This window comes from Arthrobacter sp. P4_F11 (assembly GCF_056401395.1).
In genome coordinates, this window is sequence record NZ_JBFUJK010000004.1 from 131,675 (window position 1) to 155,033 (window position 23,359).

24 protein-coding genes are annotated in these 23,359 nt (G+C 62.4%); 10 read left to right on the forward strand and 14 right to left on the reverse strand.

Annotated features, from left to right (window positions below; translation table 11 throughout):
• Positions 1-122: 122 nt before the first annotated feature.
• The 3 genes from AC1DRO_RS06535 to AC1DRO_RS06545 all read right to left on the reverse strand — a co-directional run bounded on the left by AC1DRO_RS06535 (position 123) and on the right by AC1DRO_RS06545 (position 1,739).
• The gene (locus AC1DRO_RS06535) at positions 123-266 is read right to left on the reverse strand and encodes a hypothetical protein (protein WP_476950221.1); all 144 of its coding nucleotides are present in this window, start codon (positions 264-266) and stop codon (positions 123-125) included.
• Positions 267-318: 52 nt separating this feature from the next.
• Positions 319-858: a peptidoglycan DD-metalloendopeptidase family protein gene (locus AC1DRO_RS06540; protein WP_476950222.1), complete on the reverse strand. Its 540-nt coding sequence runs from the start codon at positions 856-858 to the stop codon at positions 319-321.
• Between the two features lie 215 nt (positions 859-1,073).
• Complete coding sequence (locus AC1DRO_RS06545) at positions 1,074-1,739, reverse strand: hypothetical protein (RefSeq protein ID WP_476950223.1); 666 nt, start codon at positions 1,737-1,739, stop codon at positions 1,074-1,076.
• 582 nt (positions 1,740-2,321) lie between these two features.
• Here AC1DRO_RS06545 and AC1DRO_RS06550 point away from each other — a divergent pair.
• Positions 2,322-3,113 carry a hypothetical protein gene (locus AC1DRO_RS06550; RefSeq protein WP_476950224.1) on the forward strand — a complete coding sequence of 264 codons (792 nt, stop codon included), beginning with the start codon at positions 2,322-2,324 and terminating at the stop codon, positions 3,111-3,113.
• 326 nt (positions 3,114-3,439) lie between these two features.
• Positions 3,440-4,033 (forward strand): PASTA domain-containing protein, encoded by a 594-nt coding sequence (locus tag AC1DRO_RS06555; RefSeq protein WP_476950225.1) that lies wholly within the window; start codon positions 3,440-3,442, stop codon positions 4,031-4,033.
• Positions 4,034-4,685: 652 nt separating this feature from the next.
• Here the strand turns inward: AC1DRO_RS06555 and AC1DRO_RS06560 are convergent.
• The 7 genes from AC1DRO_RS06560 to AC1DRO_RS06590 form a co-directional block, all read right to left on the reverse strand.
• Positions 4,686-4,961 carry a hypothetical protein gene (locus AC1DRO_RS06560; RefSeq protein WP_476950226.1) on the reverse strand — a complete coding sequence of 92 codons (276 nt, stop codon included), beginning with the start codon at positions 4,959-4,961 and terminating at the stop codon, positions 4,686-4,688.
• A gap of 1,495 nt (positions 4,962-6,456) precedes the next feature.
• Positions 6,457-7,965 (reverse strand): NAD-dependent succinate-semialdehyde dehydrogenase, encoded by a 1,509-nt coding sequence (locus AC1DRO_RS06565; RefSeq protein WP_476950227.1) that lies wholly within the window; start codon positions 7,963-7,965, stop codon positions 6,457-6,459.
• Positions 7,966-7,974: 9 nt separating this feature from the next.
• A complete protein-coding gene (locus AC1DRO_RS06570) occupies positions 7,975-8,421 on the reverse strand; it encodes a riboflavin kinase (RefSeq protein WP_476950228.1) in 447 nt (148 codons plus the stop codon).
• A gap of 14 nt (positions 8,422-8,435) precedes the next feature.
• On the reverse strand, positions 8,436-8,897 hold the full coding sequence (locus AC1DRO_RS06575) for an NUDIX domain-containing protein (protein WP_476950229.1): 462 nt from the start codon (positions 8,895-8,897) through the stop codon (positions 8,436-8,438).
• Between the two features lie 24 nt (positions 8,898-8,921).
• Positions 8,922-9,503, reverse strand: a complete 582-nt coding sequence (locus AC1DRO_RS06580; protein ID WP_476950230.1) for a cysteine hydrolase family protein — start codon at positions 9,501-9,503, stop codon at positions 8,922-8,924.
• Positions 9,500-10,930: a purine-cytosine permease family protein gene (locus AC1DRO_RS06585; RefSeq protein WP_028277936.1), complete on the reverse strand. Its 1,431-nt coding sequence runs from the start codon at positions 10,928-10,930 to the stop codon at positions 9,500-9,502. Before AC1DRO_RS06585 ends, AC1DRO_RS06580 begins: the two co-directional genes overlap by 4 nt.
• A 105-nt stretch (positions 10,931-11,035) precedes the next feature.
• A complete protein-coding gene (locus tag AC1DRO_RS06590) occupies positions 11,036-11,974 on the reverse strand; it encodes a flavin reductase (RefSeq protein ID WP_476950231.1) in 939 nt (312 codons plus the stop codon).
• Between the two features lie 140 nt (positions 11,975-12,114).
• On the opposite strand from AC1DRO_RS06590, the gene AC1DRO_RS06595 reads away from it, so the two are divergent.
• The 8 genes from AC1DRO_RS06595 (at position 12,115) to AC1DRO_RS06630 (ending at position 18,028) form a co-directional block, all read left to right on the forward strand.
• Positions 12,115-12,795: a GntR family transcriptional regulator gene (locus AC1DRO_RS06595; RefSeq protein ID WP_476950232.1), complete on the forward strand. Its 681-nt coding sequence runs from the start codon at positions 12,115-12,117 to the stop codon at positions 12,793-12,795.
• 52 nt (positions 12,796-12,847) lie between these two features.
• Entirely contained in the window at positions 12,848-13,459 is a 612-nt protein-coding gene (locus AC1DRO_RS06600; protein WP_476950233.1) for an amino acid synthesis family protein, read from the forward strand.
• Positions 13,456-14,010 (forward strand): amino acid synthesis family protein, encoded by a 555-nt coding sequence (locus AC1DRO_RS06605; RefSeq protein WP_476950234.1) that lies wholly within the window; start codon positions 13,456-13,458, stop codon positions 14,008-14,010. Before AC1DRO_RS06600 ends, AC1DRO_RS06605 begins: the two co-directional genes overlap by 4 nt.
• A 13-nt stretch (positions 14,011-14,023) precedes the next feature.
• Positions 14,024-14,761 carry an alpha/beta fold hydrolase gene (locus tag AC1DRO_RS06610; protein WP_476950235.1) on the forward strand — a complete coding sequence of 246 codons (738 nt, stop codon included), beginning with the start codon at positions 14,024-14,026 and terminating at the stop codon, positions 14,759-14,761.
• Positions 14,751-16,238, forward strand: coding sequence for an aldehyde dehydrogenase (locus AC1DRO_RS06615; RefSeq protein ID WP_476950236.1), 1,488 nt, complete (start codon positions 14,751-14,753; stop codon positions 16,236-16,238). Before AC1DRO_RS06610 ends, AC1DRO_RS06615 begins: the two co-directional genes overlap by 11 nt.
• An 11-nt stretch (positions 16,239-16,249) precedes the next feature.
• Positions 16,250-16,453 (forward strand): tautomerase family protein, encoded by a 204-nt coding sequence (locus AC1DRO_RS06620; protein ID WP_476950237.1) that lies wholly within the window; start codon positions 16,250-16,252, stop codon positions 16,451-16,453.
• Positions 16,454-16,504: 51 nt separating this feature from the next.
• Positions 16,505-17,572 (forward strand): LLM class flavin-dependent oxidoreductase, encoded by a 1,068-nt coding sequence (locus tag AC1DRO_RS06625; protein ID WP_476950238.1) that lies wholly within the window; start codon positions 16,505-16,507, stop codon positions 17,570-17,572.
• Positions 17,573-17,851: 279 nt separating this feature from the next.
• On the forward strand, positions 17,852-18,028 hold the full coding sequence (locus AC1DRO_RS06630) for a hypothetical protein (protein WP_476950239.1): 177 nt from the start codon (positions 17,852-17,854) through the stop codon (positions 18,026-18,028).
• An 852-nt stretch (positions 18,029-18,880) separates the two neighbouring features.
• Here AC1DRO_RS06630 and AC1DRO_RS06635 read toward each other — a convergent pair.
• From AC1DRO_RS06635 to uriH, 4 genes are all read right to left on the reverse strand, one after another.
• Complete coding sequence (locus AC1DRO_RS06635; RefSeq protein WP_476950240.1) at positions 18,881-19,207, reverse strand: hypothetical protein; 327 nt, start codon at positions 19,205-19,207, stop codon at positions 18,881-18,883.
• 675 nt (positions 19,208-19,882) lie between these two features.
• The gene (locus AC1DRO_RS06640) at positions 19,883-20,866 is read right to left on the reverse strand and encodes a ribokinase (RefSeq protein WP_476950241.1); all 984 of its coding nucleotides are present in this window, start codon (positions 20,864-20,866) and stop codon (positions 19,883-19,885) included.
• On the reverse strand, positions 20,863-22,293 hold the full coding sequence (uriT, locus tag AC1DRO_RS06645; protein WP_476950242.1) for a uridine transporter UriT: 1,431 nt from the start codon (positions 22,291-22,293) through the stop codon (positions 20,863-20,865). The genes AC1DRO_RS06640 and uriT overlap by 4 nt, the downstream gene beginning before the upstream one ends.
• The gene (gene uriH / locus AC1DRO_RS06650) at positions 22,294-23,346 is read right to left on the reverse strand and encodes a uridine-preferring nucleoside hydrolase UriH (protein WP_476950243.1); all 1,053 of its coding nucleotides are present in this window, start codon (positions 23,344-23,346) and stop codon (positions 22,294-22,296) included.
• Between the last annotated feature and the right edge of the window lie 13 nt (positions 23,347-23,359).

Below are 23,359 nucleotides of genomic sequence, written 5' to 3' on the forward strand. Positions count from 1 at the left end.
CTCAGACAGTTCCGGGCGCGTCGGGCCAAGACCGCCATGCCGAGGATTGTAAAGCTATTCGCAGGTGGCGCGTGCCGATGGGAAGGGCGCCTGCCGGCTCGAGTTGTCGTCCGGGCCAGGGGTTAGTCAGTGCTGGACGTCTGGGGTGAGCAGACGAAAAACTGCGGCTGCTCCACTTGGGCGAGCGGCACGATGAGCCATCGGCCGCCATAGAACTCTACGTACGAGTCCAGGGTGCAACGTGCGAAGGCTTCTTCCCGTGTCATTTGCCTATCCTTTCTTGGCTTGTTGCGGTGGCATCTTGCGAGCGAAATTGTCCTAGAAAAATTTGGCCGGGTCGGTTCGCCCGTAGATCAGGCCGTTGCTGTTGGAATAACTAAGATCCACGAGTGCCTCTACGTGAAGGTGAGCGCCTACATATTCGGCGGGACCGATGGCTTTGGTATTGCCAGACAGCCCGATCGTCTGCCCCACCGTAACCTTGGTCCCTGCGGGGGCCATGTTGTTGTTGGACAGGTGCGCGTAGACGCCTATACCCCACGGGTGCTTGATGACTGTGCAGATGCCGGGGAACCTTTTGTAGAGGAACCAGCGGGAGGCCCACCCTTTCCATGAGTTGTCACCCGGGAGCTTTGTGGCCCAGTCTGCCCAAAGCACCGTGCCGGCGGCCATCGCGCCTACGGGGGTTCCGATTGGGCAGGCTATGTCACGTCCGGCGTGTCCAAGGGGCTGGTAGTTGCCGTAGAGGTGGACGAGGTAGGCGATTCCGCTGTTCGGGTTCGGGTTGGGTGCGATGCCTGCCGTCGCCCCTCCTCCAAATTCCTGAGTGACGCGAAAGGTGGCTGGTACGGGTTGCATGGATCGATTCCTTTCGATGTTGAGTGTGGGAGTGGTGCGCGGACTCGGACGTCGGCGCCCTTGGCGAGGTGGTGATGCTGGGGTCAACTGCTCCCGCTTTGCGTCTAGGGAAGGGCGCGAACTTTAGCACTCCTATGCCTGAAGGAGATTCTTTGAGGTCCCGGGCCATTGGATGACCCGGGCTCTCTTCGAGTTGCACCTGGACGGGGCACCGCTCAGTCTTTTACCCAGGTGAATGTCACCCGGGAACCGCCAGAAACGTGACGGATGCCTTGGACGGAGAAGATTCCCGTCCAGATTCCAAGCATTTTTGGCTTCCAGAATGTGAGGGGCGCGTCGTTGGCGGCTTCGTTGACGTAGATGCTGTTTTCGGCGGACGCGTATGCTTTGGCCTCAATACGGTATTCGGCTCCGTTCCCATCGCGCAGAATCATCCGTTTGTCCCAACCTTCCGGGCTTTGGTTGTTCAGCCGGAAGGTCACGGCGTCGGGGGCGACGACCCCGTGATCGATGTGGGTTTCGATGACGTCACCCTCGGAGGACCCGATAACCGCATCATCGGACGAGAACCAAGTGTCGTTTTGCGGAGTCGGATACCTCGTCGTTGGGATGAACGCGGCCGGGTTGAGAGGAAACCCATATGCGGTCAAGAAGACGCCATTGCCCTTGTCGGCGGCTTTGGTGGCCGGGATCTCCCACGCGAGATGTACTGCCACCGCGGCTGCGACGATAGGCGCCACCGTGGCTGAGACTCCGATGGCTGCCAAGAACGTGGTGATCACACCTACGTCGCCACTTGTAAGGGCGTCTGTGAATTTAACGGTTTCTTCGTGGTCGAGTTCTATACGAAGATAAATCCCGTTGTAAGTAACGTTCGACATTATTCCATTCTCTTTCGGTGTATTTGTCAGGCTCCCTGCTGGATGCCCGATATATCGAGTCTGTTCGCAGGTCCAGAATTTGACGTCTGTCATTTGACGTATTCAGCCTGGTCGAAAGATTTAGCCCATCGGTCGCCCTTGACGCCCCTGTGGCGCCTCTGGCGGGCGGCCCAGGTACTGCCGTGCTCGAACTCAGTCCCATCTGGAGCCGACGGATTCCTTCCGTTGTGACACTGAAGGTCATCCGATGAGATCGGAGATAAAGAGACTGGGCGCGGCCTTCCAGAAGCTTGCTGGACCGGCGCCTGACCCCAGAAGGGCGGGCATCTGTCATGTCATTCGGGGACTACATCCGAGGCCAGTGCGCGGGCCGGACCTGGCTGATAGCGGTTCCGCCTTGCTGCCTTAACCTAAGGACGCGATGAACCTGGCCCTTGCCCTGTGCCGCGGGGACGTGCGATCTAAAGGTTTCAAACCCATCGGATATGTCGAATTGCGGATGTCGAAACTGCTGCCGGGAAACAAACTCGATGGGTGGGGCTACCAAGACCGTGCTCCACATATTCGAGAAAGGTAAAGAGAGTGGAATCTCTAAACTCAGGCGTTACCCTGTCGGTGAATTCTTCCGTTGCATCCAACAACGGCAAGTACACCCTCGTCATGCAAGGGGACGGCAATCTGGTCCTCTACGCATACGGGAACCAGGCTGTTTGGGACACCGGGACCTGGCAGTTGCCTTTGGATCATCGCCCGGACCGTGCCGTCATGCAGGCCGACGGCAACCTGGTTTTGCTCACCCCCAGTGGCGTTCCGGTATGGGCCACACACACGGAGGGAAACGGTGGTTCCCGGCTTGTCCTAAGGGATGATCGCAACCTCATCATTTACCGCCCAGACGGGAAGGCAGTCTGGTCGTCGAACACGATCTACTCCCCTGGAGCCGTGGTTCCCATCAGCAAGCTCAATGAGAACGTCGGTTACGGCAAGACCATGAGTACCGTCGGCACCCTATACCGCTCTGGTCAATCTGTGAGTTCTGTCTATACCAAAAACGACAACTGGACCGGAGGCCTGCGTGGAAAGGTGCTCCTCCTCGTCGTGGACGAGGGCGGTCACGCCATTTGGGTCTCAAATGAGTTCGCGGCGGCGACACGGTGCTCCGTCCCCGACCCAAGTTGCGCCTCGTATGGGCAGGAAACATTCCGCGACGACTTCCCCGAGGTAGTTGGACGCTATGCAGCCCGAATCGATGTGTACCAGGCAGACACACCGTCATACCGTGATCTAAGGAACGCACTAATCGACGGCATTAAGGCTGCAGGCGACATCGCCCAAGAGATCAAGGACGTCCTTGGCCAGCTAATGAAAACTTAGCCCGGAATGCATCGCCGAGTCGCTGGCCGAGGCTCGCGTGAAACACACTCCGCGTCGTCATGGTGAAATTCCTCAGCCTGCCCCTACTGCCGGGGCAGGCTGAGGGAAGGCCCCACCGGGCAATAGCGAACTGAATGGTCCGGCCCGAATCGTGCGCTCCGGCGGAGCGCCGGCTCGTTGCTGGTGGGCAGCTCCCAGCTGCTACAAGAAGGCGTCAGCGATCAGGTCACGCCACTTTCTCCATTAAGAGAATCTAGTGGGACCAAACTGCGGAAACGCGGTAACCGAAACACAGCCCTGCCCGTATATTTTGAAAGTGAGTTCTTATGGAAAAGTACTTCTCCGCTTCCATGGCGGAAATTCAGCTTACCCAGATGATGACCGGTGAAGGAGTGGCGGATAATTCATTAGGCTTCCCTGATGTGGTTCCCAGCGCCCTACTCTGGTTTGTCATATCTCTGGTTTTTACCAGTCTGACCTCGATTGTGGTCTTCAAGTTCAGGCAACATAATACACACGAAAATGCGACGTCCCTGACACGACCGATTCTGGCAGTGTTACTGGTCGGCACGCTGGTCACCATTGCTGTTGCTTCACTTATTTCAAGCAATGCCGATTTACAAAAGACACTAATCGGTCCGATTGTTTCGTTGGCCTCCGCGGCAGCGGGATTTTATTTCGCCTCCGCGAACGCGACCGACGCCCGACGGGACATGATGAACGCCGCCACAGCTCACGCATGGACCGTGGCACCTAACCTGGCCGGGAAGACCTTGGAACAGGCTCAATCTCTCATCGCCCGCACCGATTTCACGCTCAAAGTGAACATGGCGGCAGCGCACCCGACAAGCATCATCCAATCGCAGACGCCAAGCCCTGGAGAAAGGGTCGCGCCGTGGCAAGAGTTCCAGATCTCGTGACGGAGTCTGGCGGCGACATTGAGCAGCCAAGGTTGACGCTAGAGCCTACTTTTCACAGCGGGAGGCGATGAGCTTGCAGGACGCGGCACGAGGCAGGAGCGCAGCAGAATTCCCGAGAAGGTTGTAGCGACGCGCAAATACCCTCTTCTGCCGGAATATGTTTCATTACTGGCTGCGATCTAGGCGCGCGGATCGGCGAGTCCGGGATGAGACCCGGCCTCTGCTGGACTTGTTGTCTTGACCGTCTTGATTCCTGCCCGTGGGCGGGCAATTTCCGGGGCATTCGTTTCAATTACTTCGAGTTCTCAATTAAAGCCTAATCAGAAAGGACAAATCATGTTAAAACTTGGCTTAGCAATCTGGGGAAAGGTTCCGCCGGTGGCACGCAGAACTAATCCAAACGTCGCTGCAGTAATCGGACTCGCTTTTGGAGGAATAGGTCTAGGAATATACTTCCGCAACGTCCTTGATGCTCTCGCGCCTATAGCCATTGCTATAGTTCTCGGAGTGGAGATCGGGGACTTAGGCTTTTGGGGTGGAGTTATTCTGGCTGGGATATACGGGTACATGCGTTCTCTAGAATCGAACGCGCGTCGCGATGCGTCCACAACTTCTGTCGTCCAGGCTCCCTGATGGCTTGGGAAACCTGTCGTCATTTTCTACAGTTCCCCCATTTCTCGCGGAAGCGAAGAGGGCGGTCCGGAGTGAAGGGCTGCGCGGGCGAGTGCTTGGCGGCCGGCGTGACGGTGGTGATTGTCAGCGTGTCGCAGTCGTTGAAGCTGTCGAGGCTTAGGAGCGCCGTGCTGGCATCGTAGACGAGATTCTGGATGTCTTCAGGTGACAGGCCGAACCCGGTGCTGGTAGTCCAGCCGAACATGGTGAGCCCGAATGCCGGACGGCCACGGATACCTGGGCGCGTAATACGCATGCGGCATCCATCTATGGTCCTCTACGCCCCAGGACTAACCATTCGGCCTAAACTCTCAATCGCGTAGGGATAGTATTAAAATGACATTGTACCGGCCCTATGATGTGATGACTCGAATGCCCCCGCTACCCCGGTCGTCTCGAAGGGACGCTACAGCAAATGTATACGTGCCTGAGTCCGGCCACAGCCCGCCTACCTCATCTGAACTAACTAGGTACGGAACGCCAGCGTCGGCTGATGCCCAGAAGTCGTGCAACTTTTGTTGCGCGTCGGAAGGATGATTTCGGCCGCTAGAGTAGGAAGCCACGCACCACACTGTGCGACGTTCATGATCCACTTGGATAGCGGCCAGATACCGCGGTAATTCCTCGAGGCCGATCTTTTCAAGTTGTGTCCAAACGTCTGGCACCTCCGGTAGTTTATGAGCCAGCCAAGATTGGAGCAGGTAGAAATCGGCCTTCTCAATCCTAAAGACAATAAGGTCCTTCATCGACCCTGACATGAGCTCCGCCTCTCAAGTAAAAACATCTATTATGTTTCCGGGGCGCATTGCTGGGGATGCTTCTCCTTGCTGCCATCGGCTGACGCGGTGGGCGTGGTCTGCCGAGCGAACGAAAACCTGAGCTTGGATCCCAGCAGCACCTCCAGTGCTCAACTGACTATGGGACGAAATTACGCCCGGGCGCATGCATCGTAAATAGTGCGGCAAACGCGGGGGCCTTGCCGGTCGAGAAATGTGCTCCGGCGGAACGTAGCGGGAGCACGCACCCAGCGCGGCCTCCCGCTTGGGCAGAAATGCCAAGGCGACGAAGAACCGCGTCGGGGCGGCCTGGTGCTGAGGGGGCTGGGACTGGCCGCCATCGTGGGCGGATTCGGCGGCAAGTGCCAGGGCGATCGGACAGACACGAGACCCGATGAGATGGTCAGTGCTCGCGCAGCCACTTCGGGACGGGCGGCAGTCGATATACCGATTCCTCTTCACGTTCTTACGGTTGACATGTGCCCTCTTACTTCTTAATGGAGCTGGTAGTCACCGTCGCGGTAGCCGTGGCGTCTCTGGCGTGAACCGAAGCGTTTCCTTCGGGAGACGCCACCGAGCTGCTGTTTGGCGCATTCGACACACCTGTCAGATTGAAATCAAAGACCTTCGCCGGGGTGTGTCCAGAACTGCGGTTTGCAACCCTACTCTGACATCCACACATGCAGAGACTGGCGTCCGGTTGGGGTGTACCCAACCTGACGTCAGAGACATGCATCCGTAGATTTGCGGTGAAGTTGCGCGTTCCACGGGTGCGGCCGAAGTCAGGCAGGCACTACGACGACCCCTTCGCGATAGTCGAAGGCGCGGCGTGCACTTCCGATGGTTATCCACAGGACAGTCTTATCCTCGGTGAATTCGTCCACAGTGGCTGGATATCTAAGGGACGAGCTTTCGGCGACGAGAACGATTGGCCGGCTTCGAGTGCTGACCAGTTTTGGGCCACATGTTGGATGATCACGCAGAAACGTCCTGGTTGGCGTACGGGTCGTTGATGCCAATGTATTGGGTGGTGGTGTATTCGGCGATGCCTTCGGAGCCGCCTTCGCGGCCGAGCCCTGACTGTTTCACGCCGCCGAAGGGTGCTGCGGCGTTGGAGATGACGCCGGCGTTGAAGCCGACCATGCCGAACTCGATCTGCTCGGCCACGCGCAGCAGCCGGTTGAAGTCGCGGCTGTAGATGTAGGACGCGAGGCCGTACTCGGTGTTGTTGGCGAGCCGGACGGCGTCCTCTTCGGTGGTGAACGTAGTGACCGGGGCGACGGGGCCGAAGATTTCCTGGCGCAGGATCTCGGCGTCGTTGGGCACATTGGTGAGCACGGTGGGCTGGTAGAAGTAGCCGGCCCCCTCCACCGGTGAGCCGCCCGTGACGGCGGTGGCCCCGGCGCCGACGGCGGCGCTCACGAGCGCGTGGACGTCGTCGCGGGCGCCGGCGTCAATGAGCGGGCCGACCTGGGTGCCGGGGTCGGTGCCGCGGCCGGTGGTCAGGGCGCCCATCGCTGCGGCGAACTTCGCGGTGAATTCCGCCGCGACGGATTCCTGGACCAGGAACCGGTTGGCTGCGGTGCAGGCCTCGCCCATGTTGCGCATTTTGGCGGACATGGCGCCCTCGACGGCCTTGTCCAGGTCGGCGTCCTCGAAGACGATGAACGGTGCGTTGCCGCCGAGTTCCATCGAGGTGCGCAGCACGTTCTGCGCCGCGTCGGCCATCAGCCGCTTGCCCACGGGGGTGGAGCCGGTGAAAGAGACCTTCCGCAGCCGCGGATCGGCCAACAGCGGCCCGGAAATCCCGGAGGCGGAGGAAGAGGCGACGACGTTGAGGACCCCGGCGGGGAGGCCGGCGTCGAGCATGGTCTGAGCGAAGAGCTGGGCGGTGAGGGGGGTGAGCTTGGCCGGTTTGAGGACCATGGTGCAGCCCGCGGCGATGGCGGGTGCGACCTTGCGGGTGGCCATCGCCAGGGGGAAGTTCCACGGGGTGATGAGCAGGCACGGTCCCACCGGCTTGTGCTGGACCAGGATCTTGTTCTTGCCCTCGGGCGTGGTGAGGTAGCGGCCGTAGTCGCGGACGGTCTCTTCAGCGAACCAGCGCAGGAACTCGGCGCCGTAGGCGACTTCACCGCGGGCTTCGGCCAGCGGCTTGCCCATTTCCAGGGTCATCAGCAGCGCGAAGTCCTCGGTCCGCTCGGTGACCAAGTCGAAGGCGCGGCGCAGGATCTCGGCCCGTTCGCGCGGTGCCGTACGCGCCCAGGACGCCTGCGCGGCATGGGCCGCGTCTAACGCAGCGACCGCGTCGTCGCTGGTGGCCGAGGCGAGGGTGGCCAGTACCTCACCGGTGGCGGGGTCGTGCACGTCGAAGGTGCCCCTGTCGGACGCATCCCGCCACTGGCCGTTGATCAGCAGGCCCGTGGGCACGGAGGCGAGGAGGGAAGTTTCGCGGTCGATGGTCAAAGTCGTGGTGTCAGCCATATCGGCTCCTTAGGATGCGTAGCTCAGTGTCTTAGAGTTCAACCCGCTGGATTCGCGGTGGGTCTGCGACGGGGATGGCGGGAAGTGCGAAATGGACCATTCGTGAACCTTTTGGACGTCTTGGTTCAGCTGTTCCGTGAGTGCCTGGACATCGTCGAAGGCGCGTTGCGGCCGGATTTTGGTGGCGAGTTCAACACGGATTCTTCGGCCGTAGAGGTTCTCGGTGAAATCGAGGAGATGGGCTTCCATCAGGCGCTGCCCGGCTTCGCCATAAAACGTCCGACGGCGGCCGATTGATACTGCCGCAGGGAACCATCTGTCCGATTCGATTTGCACGATCGCTGTCCAGACGCCGTCCTGGACGTCTTCGTTGTCGAGTGGGATGTTGGCGGTGGGGAAACCAAGGAGTCTGCCCCGCTGGTCGCCGTGTTCCACGATCCCTTCGATGACTGTCACTGGTGAGTCCTCTTTCAGATATGCGGTGCTGCCTGGATGACGGCGTCCAGCCAGGGGACGCGGTTGGAGAACCGGCTGATTTTGGCCGGGACGCTCCAGCGGTAGACGTCATGTTCGTCGTTGATCGTTAGTCTGCGGCGTGTGGTTGTCGCAGTGAAGGTGTGCACCAGCCAGGGGTTTCCCTTGTGGTCGGGAATCATGAGCTGTTCTCCGCGTTGAAAATCGGCGAGGTCCTCTAGAGTGAGTCCTGCTTCTTCCTCGAGTTCGGTCAGGGCTTGCTGTTCGGGGGTGACGTTCGGCTCGAGGTACCCGGTGATGCAGTGCCAGAGACCGCGTTCGTGTCCGACGGACTGGCTGCGCTTGAAGAGGGCGATCCGGCCGCGCCACTGAACGACGGTGGCGATGACCTCGCGTGGAAGGTCTGCCGTGGCGTTGCGGTCTTCAGAGACCGTCGAATGCGGTGTCAGGGTGATCATGTGGTGCTCCGGTGTGGCGGGTTTTCACAGGCGGGAGTAGGCGTTCCGCACTGTACGGGTAAGGAACTGGTCACTGGTCATCACTTCGCATATCGGTGAGAGGAGTTCCAGGAGCGCCAGCGTCTGCTGCTGAGCTTGATCGGTGACGGCGGCACAGGCATCGGAGATGACGGTGACGAACCGTCCGGCGTCAACGGCGCCAAGGGCGGTGGACAGGACACAGCAGTCGGTGGCTACCCCGGTCAGGACCATTTCGGTCCCTTCCGGGATGAGGGCTGCCAGCTGGGGTCCCCACTTGGAGAACGTCGGTGCGTCGACCACCGTTGCCGTGCCTGGGACATTCATGGTGATGTCCCAGGCGTTGGAATCGGTGGGGAACCGCATCTCGTTCCATCGCTGGTAGTAAGCGGCCCAGGCACCGTGTTCGGTCTCGTCGCGGACGAAACGGGTGAACACGGCGCCGGATCCGAGTTCTTGCTGGAGCTGTTCGATAACGGGGACGATCTCGTCGTAGCGGGGAACCTGCCATTGCCCCTCGTCCTGGAAAACTCGCTGCATGTCGATGACGACGAGCCTGGGCGCGCCGGGGCCAGGGGCGGGTGTCACAGGGTCCGTCCGGCGGGGGTGCGGTCCAGCATCTCGTGGCCGGAGAGGCGCTGGCGCCGGTGGGTGGCGAAGTAGACGGCGGCCGCGACGGCTGCTCCGACGTAGTAGGAGAGGTCGCCGATCTGGGGAATGGCGGCGGCGATGGGGCCGGTGTAAATGGAGGACATCCAGAAGGGCGAGGATAGTGCGACGCCGGCGGCCCAGGCCACGAAGCCCCATTCGAATTTGCGGGACTTGTCGAAGAGTTCGCGCAGGCCGCGTTCGGTGCGGCGGCCTCCGAACAGGTAGTCGCACACCAGAACGGCGACGTAGGGGGCGATGCAATAGGCGGTCAGGTTCAGGAAGGCGGTGAATCCTTCGTTGAAGCCTTCCTGTCCCCACAGCGCCACCAGGTAGGAAGCGACGCAGATGAACACGACGCCGATGTGGCGTTTGACGGGGACACCCATGGTCTGGATGGAAATGGCGCCGCCGTACACGTTCAGGAAGTTTTGGGTGAAGGAGGACAGGGCGACGACGCCGAGGCCGACGGCGGCCCAGGGGCCCATGGTTTCTTTGAGTGCGCCGATGCTGTCAGTAGCGGTGGTCGTGGAGCCGAGCAGTGTCCCGAGAATGCCCATCCAGACCAGGGTGATGAAGTTTCCGAGCATGGTGGCCCAGCCGGCGCCGCGGCGGTTGCCGGGGGTGTTGGGAAGGTATCGGGAATAGTCGGAGGCGAAGGGCATCCAGGCGACGATGAAGGAGAAGAACCAGCCGAAGAAGATGATCCATCCGCCTACGCCGTCGAAGCCTTTGGCGGATTCGTTGAAGGTGTTCTCGATGCGTCCGTTGGCGGCGGCTATCACGGTGATGAAGATGAAGCCGATTACCAGCACGAAGGACAGGATGCGCTGCAGGAAGTGGATGAGGTTGTAGCCAATGACGGCAACGACGAGCTGGATGGCCATCAGAACCAGGGATGAGATCCAGAAAGGAATATTCGTCAGCAGCGCGATGGCTTTGCCGCCAAGGATCACTGTGACGGCGGCCCAGCCGATGCCGGCGAACACATTCACGTACGCCACGGGGAACAGGTTGCCGATGAATCCAAGCGGCCCCCGGCCCTGCATCTGTTGCGGAACTCCGAGCCGGACGCCCATGGCCGAGAGGTATCCCATGCCGGCGGATGAAATTACCCCGGCGAGGATGATGGCCAGGACTGCGGCCCAGAAGGGCAGTCCGAAGTAGGTGGCGCTGAAGCCCAGGACCACGATGGGGAAATTCATGCCCGCGGCGAACCAGAGGAAGAACTGGGAGCGTGGTTTTCCGTGGCGTTCGACGTCGGGGATGTGTTCGATGCCGTAAGGCTCGATTTTGGTGAGGCTGTTGCGGTAACCGCGGTCTTCGGCGACGCTGTCGTCGGCAGCGCGGAGGGTGTCAGGGCTCATCTTTGTGTCCTAATGTGGGAAGCGCACCTATGGTGCGCTGCTTGCGAGCAGAATGGGTCGGCGCGGCTGGTGCCTGTCGGAGGGTGGTCAGCCGCGCCGGCCTTTTTAGAGTTCGGCCAGTTCAGCGCCGTCGAAGAAGTGACCGGCCTTGTAGACCATCGGCGCGGTGCTGCTGGTTTCCGCGTGGCGGACCCGGCAGATAAAGACCGTGTGGGTCTTCGCCTGGAACCGTTCCTGGATTTCCGCTTCCAGGCAAGCTGCGGAACCGTCCAGCAGGGGGCTTCCCTTGGGTCCTTCGTGCCAGTCGAGTTCGGTGAACTTGTTGGGTGCTTTGGAGGCGAAAACCTTGACGGTGTCCAGCTGTTCGGTGCCGAGGATGTTGATGCCGAGGTGGCTGGAGGAGAAGAGAGCAGAATAGGTGCTCGAGGTCTTCTGGACGCAGACGAGCACCAGGGGTGGTTCGAGGGAGACCGAGCAGTACGAGTTGGCCGCGAGTCCTTTGGGGGTTTCGCCTTCTTTGGTGGTCACGACCGTGACGCCGGTGATGAACTGGCGGTTGAAGGACTTCATCAGGTCCGGGTCCAGTTCCGGGAAGTCCTCGCCGTCCGAGGTGGCCGGTGTGGCGATGCCGCGCAGGGGCCTGATGCCGAGGCCGGCAAGCAGTTCGCTTCCGTCCCAGGTCACAGACTCTGTGAGGATCTTCCCGTTTTCAACGGTGAGGATGTTTGAGCCCCGGGTCTGGACGGTGAGTCCAGTTGCGGGAACCCCGAGGTATTCGTTGGTGTGGGTGCCGGTGGAGGTCCAGAAGACGGCGACCGTGCCATCCCCTTCGACGACGTCATCGACCGTGGTGCGCAGGTCGGGGAAGGCTTCCCGGACCGCTGCGATCTCTGACTTAAGGCCGGCAAGATCAACGGTTGCGCCCGTGGCCTTGCTGGTGCGCGTGTAACCGGGGGCTACCAGACGGTCCAGGGCATCAAGGTCGCCCTTGTCCCAGGCTGCCAGCCACGCCGATGTGATGAGCGGTTCCAAGGTCTGTTGCATACCAATGACGGTAATCCAGCTCACAAGCAAAGGTCAAGAGGGACGGCGAAAAGGGGTAATTTCCTTGGCAGTGGGGGGTTTTTGTGAATCTCACCTTCCGCCTATTGACGCTCTGATGCATGCAACATAGGCTGTCATGTATGCAAGATGATCTCGCAACAGTCAATGAGGTGGCGGAACAGGACGGACTCCTGCATCGCATCCGCCGGCTCGTCCTCAGCGGCGACTTCCCTCCGGGAGCTGTCGTTCCTGAGGCCTTCCTCGCGCAGGAGTTCGACGTGAGCAGGACACCGATCCGGGAAGCGTTGAAGCAGCTTCAGCATGAAGGTCTCGTGGAGATCCGCCCGAAAGTCGGCACCTTCGTTCGGGAGCCCACGCGCAGGGAGATCATCGAGCTTTTCCAGCTCAAGGAATCCATGGAGGGACTGGCCGCTTCCCTGCTGGCCCGCCGTGGGGAGGTTCCGGAGCTCGCTATATTGCGGCGGAACCTTGAAGAATCCGAAATGGTCTCGCTTACACACGACACCGACGCCTATGCCCGGCTTGTCCACGAGTTTCACTGGACCATCGTCCGCGGCTCGGATAACCGCAAACTCGTTGAGCACTACGAGCGGCTCATGAACCAGCTCGCCTACCAGCGGCTGGTCCTGCGCACGGTTGAACATCCCGGCAGGCTTGAAGCCTCCACCCGTGAACACCGTGCGGTCCTGGAAATGATCGAACACAAAGACCCCTTCGGAGCCGAATCCGCCATGAGGAACCACGTTCACGCCTCCTCGCGGGAGGCTCTGAGCGACCCGGCAACCGACCCCCGGAGTTGAACCACCCCTTACGAAAGGAAGCCATGCGCTTCTCCACGACGGAAGAGATTCGATGATGAACGACCAAAGATTCGGCATCCGCAAGATTGTGTACTACAGCGAGGAAATCCTGGTCGAGAACGGTCTCGCCCCGGCCGTCCCGGCAGTCCGCGCAACCGCAGCAGCAGTGGTCACCAACCCGTGGGTGGATGGGCAGCCGACCGATGACCTCAGCGAGGAAGTAGTCCAGCTCGCGCCGGTGCTGGCACGCAAGCTCACTGACGTGCTCGCTGAGAACCTCGGCGGCGTCGAGGCCATCCAGGCCTTCGGCAAAGCAGCGATCGTGGGCACAGACGGCGAGATCGAGCACGGCGCCGCGCTTATCCACACACCCTTCTTCGGCAACCTCGTCCGGGAATACTTCGAGGGCGAGTCAATCATCTGCTTCGCCGATGACCGCGGCGACGCCGGCGCGTCACTCGTCGTCCCGCTGTGGCACAAGAACGCCGCAGCCACCCGCACCCACTACCAAACCATCACCACCCGCGTCAGTGACGCACCCCGCCCGGGAGAGATCGTCGTCGCTCTCGGAGCCTCCACAGGTCCCCGGCCACACCCCCGGATCGGTGACCGCCTCACCGACCCCATCGTCAAAGCAGACACCCTAGGAGAACTTGTTTCATGAGCATCCGTAAGATCGTCACCATCACCGAAGACGTCCTCACTGAAGGAGGACGGGAAGTCAGCCCGGCAGCAAGAGTCGCCGTCGTCGCGGCCATCATCAAGAACCCGTGGACCGGGCAGGGATTCGTTGAAAACCTCTCCGAGGGCATCGACGCCAACGCCTCCGACCTCGGCGCGCTGCTCGCCCCACGCGTGCTCGAGGCCCTCGGCGCCCCGGCGGAAGCCTACGGCAAGGCAGCCATCGTCGGGCTCAACGGCGAAATCGAGCACGGCTCGGGACTCATCCACACACTTGCCTTCGGAAACCACTTCCGCGACGCCGCCAACGCCACGACGCTCCTGCCGGCAGTGGAAAAGCGAGGCCCGGCCGGTGTCATCTTCGATATCCCGCTCAAGCACATCACCGACGCGACCATCCGCTCCCACCACCAGAGCATCGAGGTCAGGATCAACGACGCACCCCATGCCGATGAAATCGTGATCGCCCTCGCCGCCGCTGCCCAGGGCCGGCCCCAGCAACGACTGGCAGCCTTCTCCACCGAAAAGAACTGAGGTGCCATCCGCCGTGAGCCGTGAGCGTGTAGCACTGATCCACGGGGTGGGACTGGACGGATCGATGTGGAATCCCCTCCGCGAATACCTCGAACCCGAATACGACGTTCAAATCCTTGAACTACTCGGACACGGACACCGTCCACCGGCGCCCGAAGGAATCACGCTTGCCGAGCTCGCGGCGGACGTCGCCGAACGACTCGAACCGAACACCCATCTGGTGGGATTCTCGCTCGGAGCCCTGATCGCCCAGCACCTGGCCCGGTACCGCCCCGACCTGGTGGCCAGCCTCGTGTCGGTCGCATCCGTGTGCGCCCGCACATCCCAGGAGCACGCCGCCGTCATGGTCCGGCTGGCCTCCGCCGAAACAGATTTTCCGGCAACAATCGGGGCATCCATCCGCCGCTGGTACCCCGAAGACTCCGCCGTCCCGGCGGAACTTATCCACGCGACGCGCGAGGTGCTGCAAAGGAACGACCCAAAGTCCTTCCTGGCCTGCTACCGCGTCTTCGCCACCGCCGACGCTGAAATCGCACCCGAACTGCCGCTGATCAGCGTTCCCTCCCATGCCGTGACGGGCGAGCTTGACCCGGGCTCAACACCGGAAATGAGCGCGCGGCTTGCAGCGGCCATTCCCGGCTGCACCTACTACATCATCCCCGGCGCACGTCACATGATGCCGGTCGAGCGTCCCCAGGACCTCGCCCACACACTGACCGCCTTTATCAAGGAGCATTCAGATGTCCATTGAACTCCGCTACGACCACTTCATCGGGGGTACCTGGTCCGCTCCCGCCGGCGGCGAATACTTCCCCAGCACCAACCCCGCAACACTCGAGGTGCTCTACCAGGCAGCACGCGGAACAGAGGAAGACGTCCGCCGCGCTGTCGCCGCAGCCAAAGATGCCTTCGAGTCCCCGCTGTGGCGCGACCTCACGGCCACCAGGCGCGGCCACCTCCTCCGCCGCCTGGGTGACCTGATCGGCGAGCACGCAGACGAACTCGCCGAACTCGAAACCCTGGATAACGGCAAGCTCCTGCGTGAGATGCGCGGCCAGCTCGCCTCCCTGCCCGAATACCTCTACTACTACGCCGGTCTCGCCGACAAGGTCCAGGGCAGCCAGATCCCCACCAACTCGATCACCATGCTGAACTACACCCAGCGCGAACCCCTCGGGGTCGTCGGGGCCATCACACCATGGAACTCGCCCCTGACGCTGACCACGTCCAAGCTCGCCCCCGCCCTGGCGGCCGGCAACACCGTGGTCATCAAACCCAGCGAATACACCTCCCGGACCATCCTCCGGGTCGCCGAACTCGCCTCCCAGGCCGGGTTCCCCGACGGCGTCGTGAATGTTGTTACCGGCTTCGGCCAGGAAGCCGGGGCCGCCCTGGTCAGCCACCGCGACCTGGCCAAGATCTCCTTCACCGGCTCGACCCAGACCGGGGCGCGCATCGCCGCCGAGACGGCCTCCCGCTTTATCGGCTCCACCCTGGAACTCGGGGGCAAGAGCCCCAACATCGTGTTCGAGGACGCGGACGTATCCAACGCCGCGATGGGCGTCATCGCCGGAATCTTCGCCGCCGCCGGCCAGACCTGCATCGCCGGCAGCCGTGTCTTCGCCCACCGCAGCGTCTACGACGAACTCGTCGAACGCGTCGCCGAACGCGCAGCATCCATCATCATCGGCGACCCGCGCCTGGCCACCACCGAACTGGGCCCGCTCGCCTTCGGCGCCCAACTGGACAAGGTCAGCTCCTACGTGGACCTCGGTGTCAGCGAAGGCGCCACGGTGCGGACAGGAGGCAAACGCCCCGACACCGACCTTCCCGGCTACTTCTTCGCCCCCACCGTCCTGACCGACGTGAACAACTCCATGCGGGTTGTCCGGGAAGAGATCTTCGGCCCGGTCGCCGCGATCATGCCCTTCGATTCCGAGGACGAGGTGGTGGGCCTGGCCAACGACACCGAATACGGACTCGCCGCCGGAATCTGGACCCAGAACCTGGCACGCGCCCACCGGATGGCACGCAGGCTTGAAGCCGGAACCGTGTGGGTCAACACGTACCGGGCCATGTCCCCGATGTCACCGCGCCAGGGCTTCAAAAACTCAGGAGTCGGCATCGAGCACGGACTGGAGTCCATGAACGAATACACCCGCCTCAAGAGCGTCTGGATCAACACCGACGAAGGCCCCGTCTCCGATCCATTCATCATGCGCAGCTGAAAGAAACCCACATGCCACTCATCGAAGTATCGATCGCCCGGGGCCGCAACCCCGAACAGCTCCGCTCCCTCATCAACGAGCTCCACCAGGCAGCGGAAAAGGCCGTCGGTGCTGTACCCGAAAACACCACCGTCATCATCCGCGAAATCGAGCACGAACACTGGTCCCGCGGCAACCAGACGATCGCCGAACGCAACGCCGCAGCCACGAACTAGCTGCAGCACTAACCGTGCCCCGGCGGACCGCCGCCAACGAAGGAGTTATCAATGCGCTTTTCCCTCTTTGTCCATATGGAACGCTGGGACGAATCCGTCTCGCACCAGGAATGCTTCGAGAACCTGACCGAACTCACGCTCATGGCTGAGGCTGGCGGTTTCAGCACCGTCTGGATCGGCGAGCACCACTCGATGGAATACACCATCTCACCCAGCCCCATACCGCAGCTCGCCTACCTCGCAGCACGGACATCAAAGATCCGCCTCGGCGCGGGAACCATCATCGCTCCCTTCTGGAACCCGCTCCGGGTCGCCGGAGAGTGCGCCCTCCTGGACGTCATCAGCAACGGGCGGATGGAAGTGGGCCTGGCCCGCGGCGCCTACCAGTTCGAATTCGACCGCCTGATGGGAGGCATGTCAGCCGTCGACGGCGGCAAGCACCTCCGCGAACTCGTTCCGGCAGTGCGCAAGCTGTGGGAAGGCGACTACGCCCACGACGGCGAAGTCTGGCAGTTCCCCACATCGACGAGCGTCCCCAAGCCCGTGCAAAAGCCGACCCCGCCGATGTGGATTGCCGCCCGCGATATCTCCTCGCACGAGTTCGCCGTCGAGAATGGCTGCAACGTGATGGTGACCCCACTGATGAAGGGGGACGAGGAGGTCGAGGACCTGGCACGCAAGTTCGACTCCGCTGTCGAGAAGAACCCCGGCATTCCCCGCCCGGACCTCATGGTCCTGCGCCACACCCACGTCCACTCCGCAGACGAGCCCGAAGGCTGGCGCCGCCCGGCCGAAGGCATCAACAAGTTCTACCGGACCTTCGATGCCTGGTTCGGCAACAAGACCACCCCGAAGAACGGTTTCCTGGAGCCCAGCCCCGAGGAAAAGTTCGCTGACCGCCCCGAGTTCACGCCGGAGTCCCTCCGCAAAACAGCCATGATCGGAACCCCCGACGAGATCATCGAACGGCTCCGGAAGTACGAGGCCCTCGGCGTCACCGAATTCAGCGTCTGGTCCGACAACAGCCTCACCCACGAGGAAAAGAAGCGCTCTCTTGAGCTCTTCATCGAGCACGTCGTGCCGGCCTTCCAGGAGCAGACCGCCGTCGTCTCAGGCTGACGTCTCCTGCCTGCACGCCGACGCGATTGTGCCCAAACAGCCGGCTTCCGGGAAGCCGGCTGTTTGGGCACAAGTGCAGTCACCCTCCCGTTGCTTGAAGACCGATAATGGACCATTCGTCAACCTAGACTGACGAAATCTCCATGATGGGCGCTGAATACCCAAGCGCCAAACAGGTGACAACGATGGCCGGGACCCCGACCGCCGAGAGAGTAAGGATTCATGACCATTCAAGCAGCCCCAGACCGCCTCGTCACAGCCGTTCAAACATGAAGGGAATTGGATGCCGCCCTGGAGGGGGCACTGGATCTCTTGAAGCCCGCGGCCATGGTCGAACGGGTCGGCATCCAGGTAGCGCGGCTCGCCCCCGGCCGATACGAGGCCCGGCTCAACGCCGAACTCTCGCCGGGCACGATAGGAGAAAGCTGGGGCGCGTCCTCCGATGAACCACGATAGGGGCGGTATCTCCGGCGGGACAACTGACAGCTTGATGCCGGGCGCATGCCAGGCGGCCGGCCAGGATCCGTGCTCGCTGCGGCAGGCGGCCGCAAAGCTCGCGGCAGGACGAAGCGGGCCAAAGGAATCCCTTACAAGGTGTGAAGTCGAAGCTTTCCTGTTACTTGCGCCGGGGCACTCAGTCGTTGTCTTGGATCACGAAACCGGTGACGTGTGGCACGGGTCGGTTGACGGGCCCTTTCCGCAACACGGGTTCGTCTGGGTGTCCACGGATTTAGGCGAACGGAAGCTAGTCGACATTGCCCATCACTCGGCCTGGCGACCGGACACGCGTTAAGTCTGTGGCAGCCATCGCCAAGAACACGGCGCCTCCTGACTCCGCCTAAACGCCTCGGGGATACGCGACATCCATCCGAAACATGCTCAGCCAAGCCGGTAACTCAGTTTAAGCGTCAACCAATAATAGTTGACGTAATCACAATCGGACACCTAGGGACGGACTGAAGGCACCATCTCTCCAGTTACCCAGCATCCTACTTTAGATCAGCTGTTCCGCCGCCACTAACGACACGGCGTGTATCGGTAGCCCGGAGTTCTAAGCCCGGACGCAACGCTGCTATTTCGCCTGGAAACAACGATGCTTGGGGTCATTTCGGCACGCCGATAACCGATGCTGCGTCAACCAAGGCTGACGTAATATCCGCGATCAGCAGTCTCGGGCGGTGGGGGAGTGGCCCTCCAAACGCTCGCGGCGCGTGCTAGCGAGGCGCGCCCTGCGCGGGCGGCTACTCAGGCTGGCGGAACCGGGTTTTTGAGCTAAGGCGGGGTAGTTCCGGCCGTTGGTGCGGTGCGTCAGGCTGCCAGGGCCAGTGCTGGGGCCGCGGACGCCGCGTAGCCCGGCGTCAGGATACTGATCCGATAGTCGCGCTGGAGCGGGTCCACGTGCGCCGGCAGGTGGTGCGACTTTGCGCACGCGCGAAGCTCTCCCATGGCGTCGGGGTCAGTCTGTGCACGGGTCACATCGAGTACCAGCGCCAGTCCGGAGGCGAGCGAGGTGGCGCGCTGGACCACGTCATACAGTCCATGGACGCTCTGGACCGTCACGTGGCCCTGGACCCTTACGTGGGCCTTGGCGCCGTCGAGGTCCACGCTGACCAGCACCCGCAGCTTCTCGTTCACAAAGTTCTCCGCTCCAAAACGGGGCCACCACGCTGTGGCCCCCGACAACGATAGACGCAATGTGACCTGGATAACAACACCATCCGTGAGTCGGGCGCCGTGCGGAAGGCTGACGGCAGCGACGGCGCAAGGCCGGTATGGACTTTGGAGCAGCGGACGGGCGCTGGAAAAGTTCGGGGTCGGTGGCGTCATGTACATGGCAGCCGGACCCACGGCAGTCGGCCTTGTAGTCTCGATAATCCTCGCACCCGAAACCCGTGGTCGTACTCTGGCGGAGGCCAGTTTCATCGCTCCCGGTCGCACCGCGCAGGACGTGGGCATCGGTAAAAGCTGATCTCAAGAACCCCGGGAGTCACGTTCCGACATTGAAGATGCGACAGTGCAAAGTCAGGGGTGAGGAACGAGCCTGAAAAGCTAAAGAGCGGAGGCGGCCGATCCACAAGGGATCGTCCGCCTCCGCTCTGTTCACGACGCTCCAGATCGGCCTGTACGTCGCCTCGCGCTATGACGACATCAAGGCCGTCTTCAAGGACTGGGAGTCCTTCTCCAGCGACGCCGCCCAGGCTCCCGTCCGGGAACGCGGCCCCGCCGCAACGCCGGCGAGAACTTCGACATCACCCGCCCCAACGCCCGCGAGCACCCTTCTTTGAGGTTCGACATCCACCACTCGGAGCATCAGCTCCTGCGGGTGTCGCCGCTGCGCAGGAGCCCTACCTCGGCGGCGTCCGGGTAGGCGGTCTGGGTGCCCTTCTTCGTGGCGGCCAAGGCCGCAGCCACGGAGGCAAACGCAGCGGCCTCTGCCAAGGATGCCCCGGCGGCCAGCCGCGCAGCCACGGCGCCCGTGAAGGCATCGCCGGCCCCGGTGGTGTCCACCGCCACGACTTTGGTGGATGGAATGCGGGTGATCTGTTGTGTGTCGGCGGCTTGGGAGTCCAACACCACGGAACCGTGGGCACCCAGCGTCACAAGCACCCGCTGCAATCCACGGTCGGCGAACTGCTTGCGCACCGGCTCCCATTCGGCGGCGTCCATGTCGGCACCGGGGATGGTCTCCTTCCCCAGGAACAGGGCAGCCTCATGTGCGTTAACCAGCAACACATCGCTCAACCGGGCCAGGGCCTGCGGTATCTCGGCGTAGGGAGAGAGGTTCAGCAGGACCATTGCGCCTGCGTCGTGGGCGGCTTGGGCGGCGGCCGCAACCGTGTCGAGGCCGACTTCCAGGCAGAGACAGGCCACTGCGGCGTCGTCGAAAAGGTCGGCGGCGGCGTCAACGTCGGCCGGGGCCAGGGTACCGTTGGCGCCGGCGGAGATGATGATGCTGTTCTCGCCGAGGGCATCGACCGAGATGATGGCGACGCCGGTGGCGGCATCGGCGGCGCGGCGGACGTGCGAGATGTCCACTCCGGCGCGGGCGGTCGATTCGAGCAGCAGTGCACCGTTGGGGTCGTCGCCGACGGCGCCCACTAGGCTGACCTGGCCGCCTAGTTTGCTGGCGGCTACCGCCTGGTTGGCGCTCTTGCCGCCCGGATTGACGGCGAAGCCGTTGCCGTGGATCGTCTCGCCCGGCTGGGGGAGCCGGTCGCAGTAGATGGTGAGGTCGGCGTTGAGGGAACCAACGACGACGATCCTCGATGCCGGTGCGCCGGCGTGGGTGCTCATTCGGATACCTCGGCGTCGACGGGCTTGGGGATCAGCAGGGATGCGGCGAAGGCTGCTGTGGTGATGGCGAGGCCCACGACCAGGACTGTCATGTACGACGCTTTGGCGTCCCCCATGGACGACGTCGCGACGAGGACCGTTGGGAGGACCAGGAAGCTCAGCCCGGCGCCGAGGTTGAAGGCGCCGGCGTTCATGCCAGGCAGGAAGCCGGGGTTGCCGTGCGGTGAGAGAACCACGCCAAGCCCGTTGAGCATGATGTTGGCCGTACCGGCATACATGATCCCCAGCAAGGCCGTGCCGATCATCATCATCGGCAGGTTGTTCAGGCCGAGGAACGCGATGATCGCCAAGGCGGCGAGGCTGCCCAGCAGGCCGATGCGCAGGACCTTTGTGTAGCCCAGGACAGGGGCCAAGCGGCCACTGATCGGACCGAAGATCCAACCCAGCAGCGCGTACGGCGTGAGGATGAGAAGGGACATTTCGGTAGGGCCGACGCCGAAGCCCGGGTCGGCTGCCTGAACGTACGCCGGGACGATGCCGTTGATGACGGCGAAAATGCCGGTCATGGTGAGCGTGGTGGTGAGCAGCGGTGCCCAGGTGGAGCGCTGGCGAAGGTGCACGATTTCAACCATGGGCGCCTTGGCGCGTTTCTCCACCGTCCAGAACGCGAAGAACGCGGCGCCGGCCACCACGACCAGGCCGACGGCGAGCATCAACGTGCCAGCAGAGAAGTCGGCGGCGAGCTTGGAGCCCTCGTTCAGTGCGGTCAGGAGTGCTCCCACCGCGATCACGATGAAGAAGACGCCCAGCCAGTCCATGGTGGTGCCGGCAGCCGGCTTGCTCTCACCTGCCAGAACGGCAACCAGGACCGCGGCTGCCACAGCAAGGGCAACCATGAGCCAGAAGATGCTGCGGAAACCGAAGTGCTCGGCAAAGTAGCCACCAACAAACGAGTCGACGCCGGCCACGCCGCCATTGACCGCCGTGATGAGGCCCATGAGCGCGCCGTATTTCCTCGGGTTGCTGACCGCGGAGCGGAGCATGATGAGGCAAAGGGGGACGGTCGGGCCACTGACGCCCTGGATGATGCGGCCCACGAAGAGCCACGTGATGTCGGGCGCCAGGGCGGCGATGACCGAGCCGACGGCCATCAGCAGCATCATGCCGAGAAGGATCTTCTTGCGTCCCACGATGTCGCTGAGGCGCGGCAGGAAAAGCGAGAACAAGGCCGCAGCTGTGAAGAACCATGTTTGGGACAGGCCGATGACGGCCTGGTCCGTGTGAAGCTCGTTGCCCATAGTGACCAGGGCCGGGCTAAGCATGGAGGCGTTGAGCTGAAAGGCCACGCAGGCGGCCAGCAGTGCGACCACGAGCGCGGTGACGTTGCCGCGGGTGGTTGACTTGGTGTTGGAGATTAAGGTGGTCATCTACTTGCCCTCTCCTGCAGCGGCACCTGCGGTAACGGCCCCGGCCATCGCGGGGACGGCTCCCGCCAGGGTGGCGGGAGCGCCGCCGCCGGGCTCTCCGATCCTGACGATCGCATCTGTGACCAGATCCCAGAACTTCTCATGGTCAAGATCCACTGCAACGGAGGTATGGCAGTCGTCCCGGGCCGGCGTGCGGAAGTCGGCCACGGTCATGCCGAGCGTCAGCTTGCCCTGCAGCTCAATGTCCACCGGGACCTTGCGGGTGGTCATCACCGTGGGGTCGATGACGTAGGCAACCGCGCACGGATCGTGGACCGGCGGGCAGTCAAATCCCTGCGCGTCCTTGTACGTCTTGGTGAAGAACTCCATCAGTTCCATGACGAACCTGGCCGGCTTGGTGCCGATGGCTGCGATCCGGTCAACAATCTCCGGAGTAGCCAATGCCTGGTGCGTGAGATCGAGGCCAACCATCACGACCGGCCACTTTTCGTTGAACACGATGTGTGCGGCTTCGGGGTCGATGATGATGTTGAATTCGGCAACGGCACTCCAGTTGCCCACATGGTAGCCGCCACCCATGAGGACGACTTCCTTGACACGTTCCACTATGCGCGGTTCCTTGCGGGCCGCCATGGCGATGTTGGTCAGCCCGGCGGTGGGGACCAGAGTGACCGTACCCGGCTCATGCGCCATCACTGTTTCGATGATCAGGTCAACGGCGTGGCGCGGGTCCAGCTCGATGGTGGACTCGGGCTGGTCGGGACCGTCCATGCCAGTCTCGCCATGAATGCTGGGGGCGGTTTCGATGGTGCGGACCAGCGGGCGGTCGCAGCCTGCGGCGAACGGGACGCCTGTGATGCCCGCAATCGTGGCCACGGAGAGTGCGTTGCGGGTGACCTTTTCGAGGGTCTGGTTGCCCACGACGGTCGTGACGGCGAGCAGTTCGATATCCGGGTTGCCGTGAGCCAGCAGCAATGCCACTGCGTCATCATGTCCGGGGTCGCAGTCAAGAATGATCTTCCTGGGTGCCGGTGTCAGGGGCTGGGTTTGCATTGTTGTCTCCACG